The following is a 19,440-nucleotide window of genomic DNA, read 5'->3' as shown; positions in this document are numbered from 1 at the left end:
TCCTACAGATCCAGTGTTTTCCGTGCGGCAGCACCTCCTGCCTGAAGTGCACTTCAATTCGGGGCCTGTTCGCCTTTCACACTCAACGCCTCCAGCAACACTGCTGCATACCCCGGCAACGCAGCGAAATCCATCGCGCACAGGAGCAATTGCCGGTCGGCCCATGCATCACGTAGCGGCACGCTTTTGAAGTCATGCGGCCCTTGCCAGCGTTGCACCGCTGCTTGCGGCACGATGCTCAATCCTGCGCCATGGCTGACCATCCGGATCGCTGCGTCAAAACCTTCAGCGCGCACCCTGATGCGCAGCCGTTTACCCACATGCAACGCTTGTGCTTCCAGATGCAGGGCCAAGGCGCTGTTGGCCGAGAGGCCGACGAATTCATAATCCAGCGCCTGGTTGAAATGCAGGTCTGTCTCGCGCTGCAAGGGGTGATCCAGCGGCATGATCAGGCTCAATGGATCTGCTCGAAACGGCCGGGTCTGCAGGTCACTGGCGTCGACCGCGTCGGAAATAATCCCCATGTCGGCCGTGCCGTTACGCAACGCATGAAGGATGCGCAAACTGGGCTGCTCTTCGACATCAATGTCGATGTGCGGATGACTGACCAGAAAATCCGCCAGCAGCTCTGGCAGATGCTCGCTGAGGGTTGAGCTGTTGCACAGCAGACGCACTTGTCCTTTGAATCCCTTGGCATAGTCCGCGAGATCAAACTGCATGCGCTCGACCTGTTGCAGAATCAATCGCGCATGCTGCGCCAGTGCCTTACCCACAGGTGTTGGCGTAACACCACGGCGACCGCGTTCCAGCAGGGGGATATTCAACGAAGCCTCAAGGCCGCGAATGCGTGCACTCGCTGACGCCAACGACAAATGACTGCGGGCAGCACCGGCAGTGATATTGCCGCTTTCCAGCACATTCAAAAACAGGCGTAGATCAATCAGATCGAAGTGCATGTGTGTCTTCCAGTGTGCGAAATCGTCTGCCAAACACAGACCTGTAGGAGCGCACGGAGGTTACGACGCCCGCGATGGCGGTGTATCAGACAGGACGTTATCGCTGCCTCGCGTTGCTCGTGAGCTCCTGCATGGACGAAGAACGATATTAAACAGCCTCTGCCCCTGCCTGAGGCTGGATCAGTATAGGGCGAATTTTCCAATCCGTTCTGCGCTGTCAACATACGACCATGAACGACATTATCGAACACTACCAAACCCTCGGCTGGGCCTTGTCACTACTGGTGATGGGGACTTTTCTGCTGGCCGGAACCGTGAAGGGCGTGATCGGCCTTGGCTTGCCGACGGTGGCCATGGGATTGCTGGGGCTGGCTATGCTTCCGGCGCAGGCGGCCGCGCTGCTGATCATTCCTTCCACCGTGACTAATGTCTGGCAACTGGCTGCTGGCGGGCACCTGTCGCCGCTCCTCAAACGGCTTTGGCCGATGCTGCTGATGATCGCATTGGGCACGGTCTTGGGGTCCATGGTCATTGGCATCAGCAGCGGTCCATTGATGACCCGGGCGTTAGGCGCGGCCTTGTCGCTTTATGCCTTGAGCGGTCTTTTTTTACCGACCCTGCGTATTGCGCCACGTCATGAAGTCTGGCTTGGCCCGGCATGTGGTTTTGTCACCGGCGTGATCACCTCGGCCACCGGGGTGTTTGTGATCCCGGCCGTGCCTTACTTGCAAGCATTGGGGCTGGAGCGTGACGCGCTGGTGCAGGCGTTGGGTCTGTCGTTCACGGTTTCCACACTGGCGTTGGCCGGTGGTCTGTTCTGGAATGGCGCACTGGGTGGCGGCGAGCTGGGCGCTTCGGTTCTGGCGTTGATCCCTGCGCTGCTAGGTATGTGGTTCGGGCAGTGGCTGCGTCAACGGATCAGCGCGAAGGTGTTCAAACGCGTGTTCTTTATCGGCATGGGAGCGTTGGGTTTACATCTGTTACTCGGCTAGTGGGTTTCAATAATGAGAGGTTTATTCGTGCTTCTGGGTCAAAAGTTATTTGACCTTGCCGGCCTTATTCTGACAGGCCTCAGCCTGTATCTTTCAGCCCATCAAATTTAATGACCCTCCTTGACTTGATGGGGCAATACATGAAAAAGATTCTGTTATTGAACGGCGGCAAACAATTCGCTCACTCCGATGGCCGTTACAACGCCACCCTGCACCAGGCTGCTGTGGCGTATCTGGACCGCAACGGGTTTGACATCAAAGAGACCTTTATCGACGGTGGTTACAACATCATCGATGAAGTGCAGAAGTATCTGTGGGCGGACGTGATCATTTATCAAATGCCTGGCTGGTGGATGGGCGCACCCTGGACGGTCAAGAAGTACATCGACGAAGTGTTTACCGAGGGCCACGGTTCTCTGTACGCCAACGACGGCCGTACCCGTTCCGATGCGTCGCAGAAATACGGCAGCGGCGGCTTGCTCAAGGGTAAGCAATACATGATTTCCGCGACCTGGAACGCGCCACGGCAAGCGTTTGAAGACCCGACTGATTTCTTCGAAGGCAAGGGTGTGGACGCGGTTTATTTCCCGTTCCATAAGGCCAACGAGTTCCTCGACATGAACGCCTTGCCGACTTTCCTGGCGGTGGATGTCATGAAGATGCCGAATATCGAGAACGACGTGAAGCGTTACGAAGCGCATCTGGCGCAGGTGTTTGGGGTGTAAAACTGACCTTAGAGTTGCGCAACCCCTTGTGGGAGCGGTGCTTGCCCGCGATAAGGCTGGACGCTATCTAAAGTGAACCGCGTCCAGCCTTATCGCGGGCAAGCACCGCTCCCACAGAGATTGAGTTCCCCGCTCAAATTAGCGCTAATATCCAGCGCTATTTGAGCGGAGTACATGGATGAAAGCCCGGTCTGACGAATTACAGGTCTTTGTTTCGGTCATCGAGAGCGGGTCCATTTCCGCCGCTGCAGAGCAGATCGGGCAGACACCATCGGCGATCAGCCGTACGTTGTCGCGCCTTGAAGCCAAGCTGGAAACAACCCTGATCAACCGCACCACGCGGCGTATGGACCTGACGGAGGAGGGCAAATACTTTCTGGAGCAGGCCCGGCAGATCCTCGCGCAGATGGAAGACCTCGAAGAACGCCTGTCACTGCGCCATCAGACCCCGGCCGGACGCTTGCGAATCAACGCGGCATCGCCGTTCATGTTCCATTCGGTCGTGCCTTACGTGGCCGAGTTTCGCCAGCGTTACCCGGAGATCCAGCTGGAGCTCAACACCAACGATCTGATCATTGATCTGCTGGAGCAAAGCACCGACGTCGCTATCCGGATCGGCACCCTCGCGGATTCAACCCTGCATGCCCGTTTTCTGGGCAGCAGCCCGCTGAATATTCTGGCTAGCCCGGCTTATCTTGAGCGCCACGGTCATCCCAAAACCGTGGCGGCATTACGTGATCATGCGCTGCTGGGTTTCACCCATACCGAAACCCTCAACCACTGGCCGCTGCGCCATCCGGATGGGGATCGCCTGCTGATCCAGCCTACCCTCTCTGCATCCAGTGGCGAAACCTTGCGTCATCTGGCGCTCGCCGGGGAAGGCATTGTCTGTCTGTCGCACTTCATGACCCACGAAGACATCCGCCTGGGTCGCCTCAAAGTCATCCTGCCCAACGCCAACAGCGGACATCGCCAGCCGATCCATGCGGTGTACTACCGCAACTCACAGCTGGCGCTGAGGATTCAATGCTTTCTGGATTTCATTCAGGAGAAGATGAAGGGGTATGTGGTTTAGTCCAGACTTTGAGCGCAGTTCATGACGTGGGACCGGCTTTAGCCGGGAAGGCTGCATTTCGGGCGAAACATATGCAGTGCTGTACTGACCTCTTCCCGGCTGAAGCCGGTCCCACGTCGTGTGTGCTGTACTTCCATTTGCGTTTATCGCCTCGCTGGTCATTAATCAACTTCGTCTGACCTTCACATTAAGGAAGCCTCATGCGAGTGGTTATGTTCAAGACACTGGCTTTGTCAGTGGCAATCTTCAGTTCTTCCTCTGTATTTGCTGTCACGCTGGAAGGTGGCGCGGTTGCGTCGCCGGATGAGTACGGCGCCAAGGTTGCGGCGGATGTGCTGCGCAAAGGTGGCAATGCTGTAGACGCGGCAGTGGCCACAGCGTTCACGCTGGCCGTCACGTATCCGGAGGCAGGCAATATCGGCGGTGGTGGCTTCATGACCTTGTTCATGAATGGCAAACCGTACTTCCTCGATTATCGCGAGACGGCTCCCAAAGCTGCCAGCCGCAACATGTACCTCAACGAAAAAGGTGAGGTGATCGAAAACATGAGCCTGGTCGGTGCCCGCGCGGTCGGCGTGCCGGGTACGGTCATGGGGTTGTGGGAGGCGCATCAGAAATTCGGCAAGCTGAAGTGGTCCGAGCTGCTGACCCCTGCCATTGGCTACGCCCAGAACGGTTTCAAGGTGGCTGAAAAACAATACATGTACCGCCAGGAGGCGCTCGATCTGTTCAAAGGGACCACGAACTTCAACGATTATTTCGGCAGCATGAAAGTCGGCGAAACCTTACGCCAACCCGAGTTGGCCAAGACCCTGGAACGCATCGCCAACAAAGGGGCGGATGAGTTCTATAAAGGCGAAACCGCTGATCTGCTGGTCAAGCAGATGGAGCATGACAAGGGGCTGGTGACCAAACAGGACCTGGCTGACTACAAAGCGCTCTGGCGCAAGCCACTGCACGTCAACTGGCAGGGCAATACTTTGTACACCGCGCCGTTACCTAGCTCAGGTGGTGTCGCGCTGGCGCAACTGATCGGTATCAAGGAGCAGCGGGCTGATGATTTCAAAGGCGTGGCGCTGAATTCCGCGAAGTACATTCACCTGCTGGCGGAGATCGAAAAGCGCGTGTTTGCTGACCGGGCTGATTACCTGGGCGACCCGAACTTCACCAAGGCCCCCGTTGCAGAGTTGACCGACCCGAGTTATCTGGCGAAGCGCGCCAACGAGATCAACCCGAACGCGATCTCCCCCACCGAAAACGTCAAACCAGGGCTGGAACCGCACCAGACGACGCACTTTTCCATCGTCGACAAACAGGGCAACGCGGTCAGCAACACCTATACGCTGAACTGGGATTACGGCAGTGGCGTGGTGGTGAAGGGCGCGGGCTTCCTGCTCAACGATGAGATGGACGATTTCAGCTCCAAGCCGGGCGTCGCCAACGCGTTTGGCGTGGTCGGTGGCAGCGCTAATGCCATTGAACCGGGCAAGCGCATGCTGTCGTCGATGAGTCCGAGCCTGGTGACGCGTGACGGTCAGGTGACGTTGGTGCTGGGCACGCCAGGCGGCTCACGGATCTTCACCTCGATCTTTCAGGTGCTGAACAATATCTACGACTACAAGCTGCCGCTGAAGGAGGCGGTGGGTGCGCAGCGTGTGCATCACCAGTTACTGCCCAAGGACACCATTTACTACGATTCCCACGCACCTCTGACCGGCAAGGTTGCCGACGAGCTGAAAGCCATGGGCTACACGCTCGAAGATCAGGGCTGGGAGATGGGGAACGTCCAGGCAATCAAAGTGGACGGCACGAAGCTGGAAACCGCCTCGGACCCGCGGGGCAGGGGAGTCGGGATGGTAGTGCGGTAGTTCCATTCCTGGATGGGATTGCGACCTGGTAGGAGCGAACTTGTTCGCGAGGCGATGTTCCTGAGTTCACAGAACCAATGCCTCGCGAACAAGTTCGCTCCTACCGGCCAATACGTGGCTTGACGCGTCGCACGGAGTTTCACGTCCGCCCAGCTGGGATGGTGGTGCGGTAGTTCCATTCCCGGAGGGGAGTGCGACCTGGTAGGAGCGAACTTGTTCGCGAGGCGATGTTCCTGAGTTCACAGAACCAATGCCTCGCGAACAAGTTCGCTCCTACCGGGACAATGTGTGGCTTCACGCGTCGCACGGAGTTTCACGTCCGCCCAGCTGGGACGGTGGTGCGGTAGTTCCATTCCCGGAGGGGAGTGCGACCTGGTAGGAGCGAACTTGTTCGCGAGGCGATGTTCCTGAGTTCACAGAACCAATGCCTCGCGAACAAGTTCGCTCCTACCGGGACAATACGTGGCTTCACGCGTCGCACGGAGTTTTATGTCCGCCCAACTGGGATGGTGGTGCGGTAGTTCCATTCTTGGATGGGAGTGCGACCTGGTAGGAGCGAACTTGTTCGCGAGGCGATGTTCCTGAGTTCACAGAACCAATGCCTCGCGAACAAGTTCGCTCCTACCGGGACAATACGTGGCTAATTAATGATGCTCACGCGTCGCGCGGAATTTCACATCCGCCCAGCGCTCTTCCATCAAGGCCAGGTTAACCCGTGTTGGCGCGAGGTAGGTCAGGTGACCACCGCCGTCCAGGGCCAGGTTTTCCACGGCTTTGACTTCAAACTCTTCGAGCTTCTTCTTGTCCGCACAGTCGATCCAGCGTGCTGAATACACAGTGATGGGCTCGTAAGCGCATTCCACTTTGTATTCTTCCTTCAGGCGGCTTGCGACCACATCGAACTGCAGCACACCCACGGCGCCGAGGATGATGTCGTTGCTGCGCAGCGGGAAGAACACCTGCGTGGCACCTTCCTCTGCGAGTTGCTGCAAGCCCTGACGCAGTTGCTTGGACTTGAGCGGATCCTTCAGACGCACGCGACGGAACAGTTCCGGGGCGAAGTGCGGGATACCGGTAAAGCCCAGGCTTTCGCCTTCAGTGAAGGTGTCGCCAATCTGGATCGTGCCGTGGTTGTGCAAACCAATGATGTCGCCCGCGTAAGCCTCTTCGAGCATTTCACGCTCGGAGGAGAAGAACGTCAGCGCGTCACCGATCCGCACATCTTTGCCCAGGCGGACATGGCGCATTTTCATGCCCTTGTCGTAGCGGCCCGAACAGATACGCATGAACGCGATACGGTCCCGGTGTTTCGGGTCCATGTTCGCTTGAATCTTGAACACGAAACCGCTGAATTTCTCTTCCACGGGCTCGACGGTACGCTCGTTGGCAACACGGGCCAAAGGCTTCGGTGCCCAGTTCACGACAGCGTCGAGTACATGATCGACCCCGAAGTTACCCAGTGCAGTACCGAAGAACACCGGCGTCAGTTGGCCGTTGATGAACTCTTCCTGATTGAACTCGTGGCAGGCACCCTGCACCAGCTCCAGCTGTTCAACAAAACGGTCGTACTCGTCGCCCAGGTGAGCGCGGGCTTCGTCCGAATCCAGCTTCTCGATGATGCGAATGTCGGTGCGCTCGTGGCCGTGACCGGCGGTGTAAACAATGATGTAGTCGTCAGCCAGGTGATAAACACCCTTGAAGTCGCGGTAGCAGCCAATCGGCCAGGTGATCGGCGCAGCCTTGATCTTCAGGACAGCTTCGATCTCGTCCAGCAACTCGATCGGGTCGCGAATGTCGCGGTCGAGTTTGTTGATGAAACTGACGATCGGCGTGTCACGCAGACGGCAAACGTCCATCAGAGCGATGGTCCGTGGCTCAACCCCTTTACCGCCATCGAGCACCATCAGCGCCGAGTCGACGGCGGTCAGGGTGCGATAGGTATCTTCGGAGAAGTCTTCGTGGCCCGGGGTGTCGAGCAGGTTGATCATGTGCTCGCGATAAGGGAACTGCATGACCGAAGTGGTGATGGAGATGCCGCGTTGCTTCTCCATTTCCATCCAGTCGGATGTCGCGTGACGATCTGATTTACGAGATTTCACCGTGCCGGCGACGGAAATGGCCTTGCCCATCAACAGCAGTTTTTCTGTGATGGTGGTTTTACCCGCATCCGGGTGGGAAATAATGGCGAAAGTGCGGCGTTTCGCGACTTCGGCGGCCTGTTGGGTCATGGGAAATCGCCTGGCAGGTGAGTCAAAAAAGGGCGCAGATTATAGCCTGATTCGGGACAAGAACCGAACCGTTCAGTCGATGCGCAATGGCTAAATAGCATCTTTCATGGGAACCTTTCAGATCGTGGAGACGTCCATTCCCCCGTCAAGGCCAGTAAAACGGCCAACTTCAGGGGCTGATTCATCAGCATGTTGGCTTGACGAAGCTGCGCTAATGGCTTGTGTTTTCGCCGAGGGCAACCTCAATGGCGACCCACCCGCTGCTCTTCGCGAACGTTATTCCTGGTCACCCGCAAGGGTCGGTCACGGCAACGCGTTCGCCGACTGAAATAAGGAGTCCGCCTGTGGCTAATCGCTATGGCAAGGGGCTGATTGGAGGTGCGGTTGTGATCGCACTCCTGGCCCTGCTGATCCACTGGATCGGCATCAGTACTATCAAGCAATACCAGGATGACCTGCTGTTCTATCTGCAAGCTCACCTGATTCTGGTTCTGGTTTCAATGTTGGCGGCCCTTGTGGTCGGGATCCCGGCGGGCATAGCCCTTAGCCGACCAAGCATGGTTGGCCGCGCCGAACGCTTTATGCAGATCTTCAACATTGGTAACACCGTTCCTCCTCTCGCCGTTCTGGCCATTGCCCTCGGGATTCTCGGTATTGGCAGTGGGCCTGCGATCTTCGCGCTGTTCCTCGCCTCGCTGTTGCCCATTGTGCGCAACACCTATGAAGGCCTCAAAAACGTTCAGGGTTCACTCAAGGAAGCTGCAGTCGGCATTGGCATGACGCCGCGTCAGGTCCTGTGGCGGGTCGAATTGCCCAACGCCGTGCCGATTATCGTCGGTGGTGTGCGTGTGGCGCTGGCGATCAACGTCGGTACCGCGCCTCTGGCATTCCTGATCGGTGCCAACAGCCTTGGCAGCCTGATCTTCCCGGGCATCGCCTTGAACAATCAGCCGCAACTGGTGCTGGGCGCAGCGTGTACCGCTCTGCTGGCGTTGCTGCTTGATGGTCTGGTGACACTCGCCAGTCGTACCTGGCTGGAACGTGGCCTGACTCGCTGAGCGAAAGGAATACCAATGAAAAAATTATGCTTGTTTCTAGGCTTTGCCGTGCTTTTCCCGGCATTTGCCCAAGCGGCGGAAAAACCGCTGCTACGCGTTGGCGCTCGTGTTTTCACAGAGCAAACCATGCTGGCTGAACTCACTGCGCAATACCTGCGTACCAAAAACTACGACGTGCAAATCACCGGTGGTCTTGGCAGTAACCTGGCCCGTAGCGCACAGGAAAGCGGTCAGCTGGATTTGCTGTGGGAATACACCGGCGTTTCGCTGGTCGCCTATAACCACATCGATGAAAAGCTCGACAGCGCGCAAACCTACGCACGGGTGAAAGAAGTCGATGCGAAGAAAGGCCTGGTCTGGCTTTCCCCTTCGAAATTCAACAATACCTATGCCCTGGCATTGCCGCAGAAAATCGCGGACAAATATCCGCAGGTCAACACCATGACCGACCTGACCAAAGTCCTCAAAGACGAAGCCAAAGAGGGTCATGTCGTAGCGCTGGACACCGAGTTTGCCAATCGTTCCGACGGCCTGATCGGCATGGTCAAGCATTACGACATGAATCTCGGTCGTGAGAACACTCGCCAGATGGACGCCGGACTGGTCTATACCGCGCTGCGTAACGGTCAGGTGTTTGCCGGTCTCGTTTACACCACCGACGGTCGCTTGAACGCCTTCAAGCTCAAAGTGCTGGAAGACGACAAGCATTACTTCCCGGACTACACCGCTGCCCCTGTGATCCGTCAGGAGTATCTGGACAAGCACCCGGAAATCGCCACGTTGCTCAAGCCGCTGGCTGATCTGCTGGACAACCAGACCATGATCGAGCTCAACGCCCGCATCGATGTTGGCCACGAAAGCCCATCCAAAGTTGCCGCAGAATTCCTGCAGCAGCACCCACTTAACTAAGGAAGGAGACGATATGAGTATTTTTAGCGCCTTCTCCCATCTGGACTGGGCACAGGTCATTCAACTGACCTGGCAGCACATCACATTGGTCGGCATTGCTGTGACACTGGCGATTCTGGTCGGCGTACCACTCGGCGTATTGATGACCCGCTTCCCGGCGCTCGCTGGCCCGCTGCAAGCCAGCGCCACGGTGCTGCTGACAGTGCCGTCGATTGCCCTGTTCGGCCTGCTGCTGCCGTTCTATTCCAAATTCGGCCAGGGTCTTGGCCCGATGCCAGCGATCACTGCGGTGTTCCTGTACTCGCTGCTGCCGATCATGCGTAACACCTACCTGGCGCTGACCGGTGTCGAACCGGGTATTCGCGAAGCCGCCAAAGGCATTGGCATGACCTTCGGCCAGCGTCTGCGCATGGTTGAACTGCCTATCGCCGTACCGGTGATTCTGGCTGGCGTGCGTACGGCCGTGGTGATGAACATCGGCGTCATGACCATCGCCGCCACCATCGGTGCTGGCGGTCTGGGTGTACTTATTCTTGCTTCAATCAGCCGCAGCGACATGTCGATGCTGATCGTCGGCGCGGTACTGGTCAGCATTCTGGCCATCATCGCTGACCTTCTCCTGCAATGGCTGCAACGTGCGCTGACTCCAAAAGGATTACTGAAATGATCGAACTTCAAAACCTCACCAAGACTTTCCAAAGCAACGGCAAAGAAGTGAAGGCTGTCGATTCGGTCAGCCTCACCGTCAACGAAGGCGAAATCTGCGTCTTCCTCGGTCCGTCGGGTTGCGGCAAGTCCACCACGCTGAAAATGATCAACCGCCTGATCATGCCGACCTCCGGCAAAGTGCTGATCAACGGCGAAGACACCACTGATCTGGACGAAGTGACCCTGCGTCGCAACATCGGTTATGTGATTCAGCAGATCGGTCTGTTCCCGAACATGACCATCGAAGAAAACATCGTCGTCGTGCCGAAGCTGCTCGGCTGGGACGCCAAGCGTTGCCACGACCGTGCTCGCGAACTGATGAGCATGATCAAGCTTGAGCCCAAGCAGTATCTGCATCGCTACCCGCGTGAACTGTCCGGTGGTCAGCAACAGCGTATCGGCGTCATCCGCGCTTTGGCCGCTGATGCACCTTTGCTGTTGATGGACGAACCGTTCGGTGCGGTCGACCCGATCAACCGCGAGATGATCCAGAACGAATTCTTCGAGATGCAGCGTGCGCTGAACAAGACCGTGATCATGGTCAGCCACGACATCGACGAAGCGATCAAGCTGGGCGACAAGATCGCGATCTTCCGCGCAGGCAAACTGCTGCAGATCGATCACCCGGACACCTTGCTGGCGCATCCGGCAGACGAGTTCGTATCAAGCTTCGTCGGCCAGGACAGCACGCTAAAGCGTTTGCTGTTGGTCAAAGCCGAAGACGCTGCGGACAACGCGCCATCGGTCAGCCCGGAAACCCCGGTGGCCGATGCACTGGAAGTGATGGACGAAAACGACCGTCGCTACATCGTGGTGACAGATGCCGAGAACAAGGCCATGGGTTATGTGCGTCGTCGCGACCTGCATCGCCAGACCGGTGACTGCCTGCAGTTCCTGCGTCCCTTCAACGCCACAGCGGCCTACGACGAACACTTGCGCATCTTGCTGTCGCGCATGTACGAGTTCAACCGCTCATGGCTGCCAGTGCTGGATGCCGAGAACGTGTTCCTGGGTGAAGTGACTCAGGAATCCATTGCCGAGTACCTGAGCTCGGGTCGTTCACGTGGTGGCAAGACGAGTATTGTTTCGCCGGCTGACATCGTGGCTGAAGCGCAGGCCTGATCGCAGGTTGAACTGCCCCCCAAAAGTTGGACACCTAATCCAGACTTTGGGGTGCAGTGCACGACGTGGGACCGGCTTTAGCCGGGAAGGCGGTAGTTTTGACGACAAAGATGTACCGACTGTACTGGCCTCTTCCCGGCTAAAGCCGGTCCCACGTCAGTGTGGGGGTACGCTCTATCGCGGCTCGACTGACACCAAAGAACGCTCAACCAACCCCTGCGCAATCTCGACCAAGTGCACCACCGAAAACGCCAGGTCGCGTTTCTGGCCGGTGAGCTGGTCGCTGGATTCGTAGGCGGTGGCGGCTGCGCAACGCAGCAGGTCGCTGGCGCGTTGGAGGTCCTGTTCGAGGGTGGTGGGATTTTTTATCAAGATGTAGCTCCTCAATATTCTGGAGCCACCGATTGCCGTTCTCACGCGGAAAGGGTGGCAGCTATGAACAGGGTGAGAAACCGGTGAGGAGCGTCCGGCCAGACCTAGGTCTGCCTGCACACAGCCGCCATATCTGACTGACAGACTGATGCACCTCATTACAACCGAGTTCTCACACCCGACCACTGATTTACAGTGGCGGAGCGCAGGCTAGTTCCGGGAAATGGCAGGCGCAAGCGGGTTTGAGTTTCTAGGAAACTTCACACGGGAGATAGGGACGAGTCATTCGTAATCGTCACATTTTTTGTAGGAAACGTAGGTCCTGTAGGAGTGAGCTTGCTCGCGATAGCGGTATATCTATGAAAAAGGAAGTGCCTGATCAGACGCCATCGCGAGCAAGCTCACTCCTACAGGGCCATGTGCTATTCACGATCAAATCGTGTCCAGAATGAACATCAAGCTGTCATACAGGTCCGTTACTACAATGGGGTAAGGGTGCCGGTCCGGCACAAACGTCTGCAAATGCGACATTTTTTGTTGATCTCTGACCCCTCAGGTCCTACAGTTCGCGCCGAACGTCCATGCTGGAAACGATCCATCCGGCTCAAGTACTGACGACGAGACAGCAAGGCCATAGGGAATGCGCTTCCTGGTGGCCTTTTTGCTTTCGGCGGACATGCCTTGGGAAGTAGGCGAACCAAAGTGGGGATACGGAGGACGTTCATTTGCACCCATTGATTAATGCAGTTTGCCAGTAGGAGTTTCCGCATGCCGATCCAGGTCGAAGACTATTTCCAGCGCGATACCTTCAACAAAATGAAGGCGTTTGCCGACAAGCAAGAAACCCCGTTCGTGGTCATCGATACCGCGATGATCAGCCAGGCCTACGATGACCTGCGCGCAGGTTTCGAATTCGCTAAGGTGTACTACGCCGTCAAAGCCAACCCGGCTGTTGAAATCATTGACCTGCTCAAAGACAAAGGTTCGAGCTTCGATATCGCCTCGATCTATGAGCTGGACAAGGTTATGGACCGCGGTGTCACTCCAGACCGTATCAGCTACGGCAACACCATCAAGAAATCCAAGGACATCCGCTACTTCTACGAGAAGGGCGTGCGTCTGTTCTCCACCGACTCCGAAGCTGACCTGCGCAACATCGCCAAGGCTGCACCGGGTTCGAAAGTCTACGTGCGTATCCTGACCGAAGGCTCGACCACCGCTGACTGGCCTTTGTCGCGTAAATTTGGCTGCCAGACCGACATGGCCATGGATCTGCTGATTCTGGCTCGTGACTTGGGTCTGGTACCTTACGGCCTCTCGTTCCACGTCGGTTCGCAACAGCGCGACATCAGCGTCTGGGACGCGGCGATTGCCAAGGTCAAAGTGATCTTCGAGCGTCTGAAAGAAGAAGACGGCATCGTTCTCAAGCTGATCAACATGGGCGGCGGCTTCCCGGCTAACTACATCACCCGCACCAACAGCCTGGAAACCTACGCTCAAGAAATCATTCGCTACCTGAAAGAAGACTTCGGTGATGATCTGCCGGAAATCATTCTGGAACCGGGTCGTTCGTTGATCGCCAACGCCGGTATTCTGGTCAGCGAAGTGGTGCTGGTGTCGCGTAAATCCCGCACTGCGGTAGAGCGATGGGTGTATACGGATGTGGGTAAGTTCTCCGGCCTGATCGAAACCATGGACGAAGCCATCAAGTTCCCGATCTGGACCGAGAAGAAAGGGGAGATGGAAGAAGTGGTTATCGCCGGTCCGACCTGCGACAGCGCCGACATCATGTACGAAAACTACAAGTATGGCCTGCCGCTGAACCTGGCTATCGGTGACCGCCTGTACTGGCTGTCCACCGGTGCCTACACCACCAGCTACAGCGCCGTAGAATTCAATGGCTTCCCGCCGCTGAAGTCGTTCTACGTTTAAGCGTTTTTAGCTGAGTAAGCTTGGCGAATGGAAAACCCGCGAGTGATCGCGGGTTTTTTGTGGACGCTGGTTTATCTGAAGACGTTTTTATTATGGCCTTAGCGTACTTGGCGTTTCAGAGATGCCCCCGTCGCTGATTCTTAATAGCTGGTTCCTCGCCTCGTCCATTATTTCGCGCAGGCGGGTGCAGTAAGCAAGCAGGTTGCTCGCCGCCGATAAAGCCTCGGAATATTCTGTTCTCAATGATTCAAGACTGCCATTGGCGAGCTCAAGTTGCTTTTTGCACTGGCGCGGAAAAGGTCGAGTCAGGCCTGCGATGCCAGCCTTCATGAAGTCAGTTGTATGCGGAATAATATCAGTGGCACTTTTCTGAGTCAGCTCTATGTCTTTAACGGTCTTATAAAGCAGGTTTTCAAAGTGCGTGAGCTTTGCGAGAGGGCATACGTGACATCGTATGTTTGACTGGAAGGGCTGATACCTGGTTTGCCGTTCTTAACGGCTCCGCATGCAACGCTAGTGTATTTAGATTTTCACGGACACTACCGCGTTAAGTTTTTCCATTTTTTGTGTGTACTTCGATGTCGTCACTTGGTTTTTACAGTATCCGAAGACAGGATTTATTAGCGGCTGAATATATGAAGTATGTCCAGCCCTACAGATTAAACCGAATCGTAGGACCTGCTTTAGCCGAGCGGTCGTTAGTAGACTCGTCACCTGTCCAGAGTCAGAAATAATGCCCTTGCAGCTAAAGTCGCTCTTACCGTGGGCGGCCGCATATCTAGCACTCTTCAAGAACCGGATACAGATGAGAATTCATCCCTTTTAGGCGCATAATGCGCCGCAGTGCGGGTCCATGAGGTCGTAGGGGTGTTGAAGAAGATTCTGTTTCAAGTCCACTGGTTCTTCGGCATCACGGCCGGGCTGGTTCTGGCGTTGATGGGCATCACCGGGGCTATCTATTCCTTCGAGGACGAGATTCTTGAGTGGATCAATCCGGACGCGCTGATCATTGAGGCACGCGGAACGCCCTTGCCGCCGGTTAAGCTGGTACGCAAGCTAGAAGCCGACTCGGGGCTGACTGTGGCGATCCTGCGTGTGCAGACCGTCGGTGACAAAGCTGCACAGGTTTATTTCACCCCGCTGCCCGGTGAGCGACGTGGGCCCATGCGCAATTTCAATCCGTACACCGGCGAAGTGACGGGCGAAGCTGCGGGTGCCGGTTTTTTTGACTTCGTTTTGCGGCTGCATCGTTTTCTGGCCATGGGTGAATACGGCAAACAGGTGACGGCAGCCTGTACGCTGATTCTGATTTTCTTCTGCCTGTCCGGGCTCTATCTGCGCTGGCCGCGCCAGGCTCTGAACTGGCGCATCTGGCTGACCATGGACTGGGCCAAAAAAGGTCGCAGCTTCAACTGGGATCTGCATTCGGTGTTCGGTACCTGGTGCCTGCTGTTCTATCTGTTGTTCGCCATTACCGGATTGAACTGGTCTTACGACTGGTTCAGCAATGGCATGCAAGCCTTGCTCGGTGATGCACCTGTAGGCGAGCAGCGGCGGGGTGGTGGCATCCGTCCGACGGGGACAAACGAACCGGCACCGAAAGCGGATTATGTCGCGATCTGGAACAGCATTCAGTCGGCGGCCGGTCCAGGATTGGCTGCATACAACATCCGTTTGCCTAACATCGCGGGTCAGCCCGCAACGATTTTCTACCTGCTCAAGGATTCGCCCCACCCGAGGGCGCTCAACCAGATCACCCTCGATCCTGTGACAGGCAGCGTCAGCGCAGTGTCCCGTTACAGCGAAAAGAGCTTGGGTGCGCAGTTGCTGGTCAGCAACTACAGCCTGCATGTGGGCAGTTACTTCGGCATGCCCGGGCGAATCATCATGACCGTGGCGTCGCTGATGATGCCGCTGTTCTTCATCACGGGCTGGTTGTTGTATCTGGATCGTCGGCGTAAAAAACGTGAAGTTCGTAATGCGCGTGCGGGTGTCGCTAGTCATACAGAGGGACCTGCATGGCTGATCGGATTTGCCACCCAGAGTGGTTTCGCTGAGCAACTGGCCTGGCAGACGGCCGGGCAATTGCAGGCGGCCGGGATGCCGGTGAATGTTCAGCGCCTGGCTGATGTCACCGAACAGGACCTGAGCCAAAGCCGCAACGCGCTGTTTGTGGTCAGCACGTTCGGCGACGGTGAAGCGCCGGACAGCGCTCGGGGTTTCGAGCGCAAGCTGCTCGGCGCAGGTCTCTCACTGAACAACCTCAATTACGCCGTGCTGGGACTTGGCGATCGGCAGTATCAACATTTCTGTGCGTTTGCTCATCGCTTGCAGGACTGGTTGAAAGAGCGGGGCGGCCGGTCGCTGTTCCCGTCTGTTGAAGTGGACAGCGCAGACCCACTGGCCTTGCAGCATTGGCAGCAGCAGTTGGCGCAGCTCACTGGCAATACACCGGCTGCGCTCTGGCAGGCTCCGACTTATGACAACTGGACGCTGTCACGGCGCGAATGGCTCAACCCGGGTAGCAGCGGTTCGAAAGTGTTTCTGCTTGGCCTGACACCGCCGCCGTCGATCATGTGGGAGGCGGGCGATCTGGTGGAGGTGATGCCTCGCAACAGCCCAAAGGCCGTCGCAGATTTCCTCGCCGGGCTGGGTATTGTGGTGAACACACACGTGAATATCGGCGGGTTGGAAGAACCCATTGAAGTGGCACTGGCGAGCCGACAGTTGCCTCATCATCGGGCACATCTGGTCGGGCTGCATGCTCAAGCATTGATAGATGCGCTGGTGCCGTTGAACCCGCGTGAGTACTCCATCGCGTCCATTGCCGAGGATGGGGTGCTGGAGTTGATCGTGCGTCAGGAGCTGCATCCCGATGGCACCCTCGGGCTGGGTTCTGGCTGGTTGACCGAGCACGTAGCGCTCGGCGAGGCAGTCAGCCTGCGGGTTCGGCGCAACAGCAGCTTTCATCTGCCGGGTGATTCGCGTCCTTTGATCCTGTTAGGTAATGGCACCGGGCTGGCAGGTTTACGCAGCTTGCTCAAGGCGCGCATCGCGCAGGGGCATACCCGCAACTGGCTGCTGTTTGGCGAGCGGAATCATGCCCATGACTTTCACTGTGGCAGTGAGCTACAGGCGTGGCTGGCGGCAGGAAAACTCACACGGCTGGACCTGGCGTTTTCTCGCGATCAGGCTGAGAAAATCTACGTGCAGGATCGCTTGCTTCAGGCCGCTGACGACTTAAAAGCGTGGCTCGCCGAAGGGGCAGCGATTTACATCTGCGGCAGCCTTGAAGGCATGGCGGCAGGAGTGGATGCGGCGCTGATCGAGATCCTGGGTGAGCAGGCAGTGGGGGAGTTGATCGAGGAAGGGCGGTATCGAAGGGATGTTTATTGAGCCGCAGATACTGAGTTGGAGTACGGTTTATTGTGGGAGCGGTGCTTGCCCGCGATAAGTCTGGACGAGCTCTAAAGTGAACCGCGTCCAGACTTATCGCGGGCAAGCACCGCTCCCACAGGATTCACCGTCACCTGTTGGAGCGAGGCTCTACCTACGCCGCCACAAACTGCTCAGCGTAATGGCAGGCAACCTGACGGTTGTCGACCAGACGCAGGGCCGGTTCTTCAGTGGAGCAGCGCTCGGTCGCGTACGGGCAACGCTTGTGGAAGGCGCAGCCGCTTGGCGGATCGAGGGGGTTAGGCAGTTCGCCGACGATCTTGATCTTGGGCTTCAGTGGGTCCGGATGAATCGTCGGGGTCGCCGACAACAATGCCTGAGTGTACGGGTGCAGCGGACGGTTATAGATCTCTTCCTTCGGACCCATTTCCGCCGGGCGCCCCAGATACATCACCAACACCGTGTCAGCAACGTGACGCACCACCGACAGGTTGTGGGAAATGAACACGTATGCCGTGTTGAATTCCTGCTGCAGGTCCATGAACAGGTTCAGCACCTGTGCCTGAATCGAAACGTCCAGTGCGGAAGTCGGCTCGTCTGCCACCAGCACTTTCGGCTGCAGCATCATGGCGCGGGCCAGGGCGATACGCTGACGCTGACCACCGGAGAACATGTGCGGATAACGCTGATAATGCTCAGGACGCAACCCGACCTGAGCCATCATCGCCTGTACTTTTTCGCGACGTTCCTTGGCAGAAAGACTGGTATTGATCAGCAGGGGCTCACCGAGCTGATCACCAATTTTCTGCCGGGGATTGAGGGACGCGTACGGGCTTTGAAAAACCATCTGAACGTCTTTACGCAGCTGTTTGCGTTGTTCCTTGCTGGCACCGGTGACTTCCTGACCGGCGATTTTCAGCGAGCCGGATGACGGCTCCTCAATCAGGGTCAGTGCCCGAGCCAGGGTCGACTTGCCACAGCCGGACTCGCCAACCACTGCCAGGGTTTTACCGGCTTCAAGTTCGAACGAGACGCCATTAAGGGCGCGCACCAATGCGTGCCCCTTGAACAGACCACGGGATACTTCGTAGTGACGGGTAAGGTCGCGGGCGGTAAGAACGACGCTCATTACGCCACCTCCTGATTCAGCGGATAGAAGCAACGCGCCAGGCTATGGGCTTTTGGATCAAGGCCAGGGCGCTGGGTGCGGCAGTTGTCCTGCACGTAAGGGCAGCGTGGCGAAAGCAGACAGCCTTGCGGACGGTCGTAACGGCCTGGAACCATGCCCGGCAATGTCGCCAGACGCTCGGCACCCATGCTGTGTTCCGGAATCGCCGCCAACAATGCTTCGCTGTACGGGTGCGCAGGCACGTCGAACAAGCCGGGCACCTGACCTACTTCAACGGCCTGGCCTGCGTACATCACACAGACGCGTTGAGCCGTTTCAGCAACAACGGCCAAGTCGTGCGTGATCAGCACCAGTGCCATGTCCTGCTCTTTTTGCAGGCTCAGCAGCAGGTCCATGATCTGCGCCTGAATGGTCACGTCCAGCGCAGTGGTCGGTTCGTCCGCGATCAGCAGCTTGGGTTCGCCAGCAATGGCCATGGCAATCGCCACACGCTGACTCATGCCGCCCGACAATTGGTGCGGATAGGCATTGAGACGCGAGGCCGCTCCCGGAATTTCAACTTTCTGCAGCAATTCAAGGGCACGTTGACGCGCCGCTTTGCCGGACATGTTCAAGTGTTGACGCAGAACCTCTTCGATCTGAAAGCCAACGGTGTAACTTGGGTTGAGCGCGGTCATCGGGTCCTGGAAGACCATCGCCATGTCTTTACCGATGATTTTGCGACGTTGACGCGAGCTGAGCTTGAGCAGCTCGTTACCGTCAAAGTTCAGCGAGTCGGCGGTGATGACGCCTGGGTGATCGATCAGGCCCATCAGCGCCATCATGGTCACGGATTTACCCGAACCCGATTCGCCGACGATGGCCATGACTTCGCCTTTCTCGACGCTCAACGACAGGCCATCGACAACAGGCACAGCGCTGGTATCGCCGAAGCGGACGCTGAGATTCTTGATTTCTAACAGTGACATGC

General features: G+C 57.1%; 15 protein-coding genes. 10 read left to right on the top strand and 5 right to left on the bottom strand.

The genetic code is table 11. From position 1 onward, the window contains the following. Positions 1–53 precede the first annotated feature (53 nt). Entirely contained in the window at positions 54–956 is a 903-nt protein-coding gene (locus tag CKW31_RS19095; protein WP_095098482.1) for a LysR family transcriptional regulator, read from the bottom strand. 230 nt (positions 957–1,186) lie between these two features. Here CKW31_RS19095 and CKW31_RS19090 point away from each other — a divergent pair, with 230 nt between their 5' ends. From CKW31_RS19090 to ggt, 4 genes are all read left to right on the top strand, one after another. Continuing rightward, on the top strand, positions 1,187–1,948 hold the full coding sequence (locus tag CKW31_RS19090; protein WP_095098479.1) for a sulfite exporter TauE/SafE family protein: 762 nt from the start codon (positions 1,187–1,189) through the stop codon (positions 1,946–1,948). A 140-nt stretch (positions 1,949–2,088) separates the two neighbouring features. Then, the gene (locus tag CKW31_RS19085) at positions 2,089–2,673 is read left to right on the top strand and encodes an NAD(P)H-dependent oxidoreductase (RefSeq protein WP_095098476.1); all 585 of its coding nucleotides are present in this window, start codon (positions 2,089–2,091) and stop codon (positions 2,671–2,673) included. 178 nt (positions 2,674–2,851) lie between these two features. Further along, positions 2,852–3,748 (top strand): LysR family transcriptional regulator, encoded by an 897-nt coding sequence (locus CKW31_RS19080; protein ID WP_095098473.1) that lies wholly within the window; start codon positions 2,852–2,854, stop codon positions 3,746–3,748. A 200-nt stretch (positions 3,749–3,948) separates the two neighbouring features. After that, complete coding sequence (gene ggt, locus CKW31_RS19075) at positions 3,949–5,616, top strand: gamma-glutamyltransferase (RefSeq protein WP_095098470.1); 1,668 nt, start codon at positions 3,949–3,951, stop codon at positions 5,614–5,616. Positions 5,617–6,260: 644 nt separating this feature from the next. Here ggt and CKW31_RS19070 read toward each other — a convergent pair. Further along, positions 6,261–7,844: a peptide chain release factor 3 gene (locus CKW31_RS19070; RefSeq protein ID WP_095098467.1), complete on the bottom strand. Its 1,584-nt coding sequence runs from the start codon at positions 7,842–7,844 to the stop codon at positions 6,261–6,263. 344 nt (positions 7,845–8,188) lie between these two features. On the opposite strand from CKW31_RS19070, the gene CKW31_RS19060 reads away from it, so the two are divergent. From CKW31_RS19060 to CKW31_RS19045, 4 genes are read left to right on the top strand one after another with little or no spacing between them, the layout of a single operon-like run. Continuing rightward, positions 8,189–8,902, top strand: a complete 714-nt coding sequence (locus CKW31_RS19060) for an ABC transporter permease (RefSeq protein ID WP_095098671.1) — start codon at positions 8,189–8,191, stop codon at positions 8,900–8,902. 15 nt (positions 8,903–8,917) lie between these two features. After that, the gene (locus tag CKW31_RS19055; protein ID WP_095098464.1) at positions 8,918–9,811 is read left to right on the top strand and encodes a glycine betaine ABC transporter substrate-binding protein; all 894 of its coding nucleotides are present in this window, start codon (positions 8,918–8,920) and stop codon (positions 9,809–9,811) included. A gap of 13 nt (positions 9,812–9,824) precedes the next feature. Further along, positions 9,825–10,478, top strand: a complete 654-nt coding sequence (locus CKW31_RS19050) for an ABC transporter permease (protein ID WP_095098461.1) — start codon at positions 9,825–9,827, stop codon at positions 10,476–10,478. Continuing rightward, positions 10,475–11,641 carry a betaine/proline/choline family ABC transporter ATP-binding protein gene (locus CKW31_RS19045; protein WP_095098460.1) on the top strand — a complete coding sequence of 389 codons (1,167 nt, stop codon included), beginning with the start codon at positions 10,475–10,477 and terminating at the stop codon, positions 11,639–11,641. The genes CKW31_RS19050 and CKW31_RS19045 overlap by 4 nt, the downstream gene beginning before the upstream one ends. Before the next feature lie 174 nt (positions 11,642–11,815). Here the strand turns inward: CKW31_RS19045 and CKW31_RS19040 are convergent, their stop codons facing one another. Then, positions 11,816–12,013 carry a DUF6124 family protein gene (locus tag CKW31_RS19040; RefSeq protein ID WP_214658423.1) on the bottom strand — a complete coding sequence of 66 codons (198 nt, stop codon included), beginning with the start codon at positions 12,011–12,013 and terminating at the stop codon, positions 11,816–11,818. A gap of 768 nt (positions 12,014–12,781) precedes the next feature. On the opposite strand from CKW31_RS19040, the gene CKW31_RS19035 reads away from it, so the two are divergent. Beyond that, on the top strand, positions 12,782–13,945 hold the full coding sequence (locus CKW31_RS19035; RefSeq protein WP_095098458.1) for a type III PLP-dependent enzyme: 1,164 nt from the start codon (positions 12,782–12,784) through the stop codon (positions 13,943–13,945). An 870-nt stretch (positions 13,946–14,815) separates the two neighbouring features. Continuing rightward, positions 14,816–17,341 carry a sulfite reductase flavoprotein subunit alpha gene (locus tag CKW31_RS19030; RefSeq protein ID WP_095098667.1) on the top strand — a complete coding sequence of 842 codons (2,526 nt, stop codon included), beginning with the start codon at positions 14,816–14,818 and terminating at the stop codon, positions 17,339–17,341. A gap of 154 nt (positions 17,342–17,495) precedes the next feature. Here CKW31_RS19030 and CKW31_RS19025 read toward each other — a convergent pair whose 3' ends face one another. Both CKW31_RS19025 and CKW31_RS19020 read right to left on the bottom strand, forming a co-directional pair. Continuing rightward, complete coding sequence (locus CKW31_RS19025; RefSeq protein WP_027901140.1) at positions 17,496–18,470, bottom strand: peptide ABC transporter ATP-binding protein; 975 nt, start codon at positions 18,468–18,470, stop codon at positions 17,496–17,498. After that, positions 18,470–19,438 carry an ABC transporter ATP-binding protein gene (locus tag CKW31_RS19020; RefSeq protein WP_095098455.1) on the bottom strand — a complete coding sequence of 323 codons (969 nt, stop codon included), beginning with the start codon at positions 19,436–19,438 and terminating at the stop codon, positions 18,470–18,472. Before CKW31_RS19020 ends, CKW31_RS19025 begins: the two co-directional genes overlap by 1 nt. Between the last annotated feature and the right edge of the window lie 2 nt (positions 19,439–19,440).

The organism is Pseudomonas sp. Irchel 3A5 (assembly GCF_900187575.1).
GTDB lineage: Bacteria > Pseudomonadota > Gammaproteobacteria > Pseudomonadales > Pseudomonadaceae > Aquipseudomonas > Aquipseudomonas folii.
Note: the sequence above shows the minus strand (reverse complement) of the source record. Positions and strands in the feature narration are given on the sequence as shown.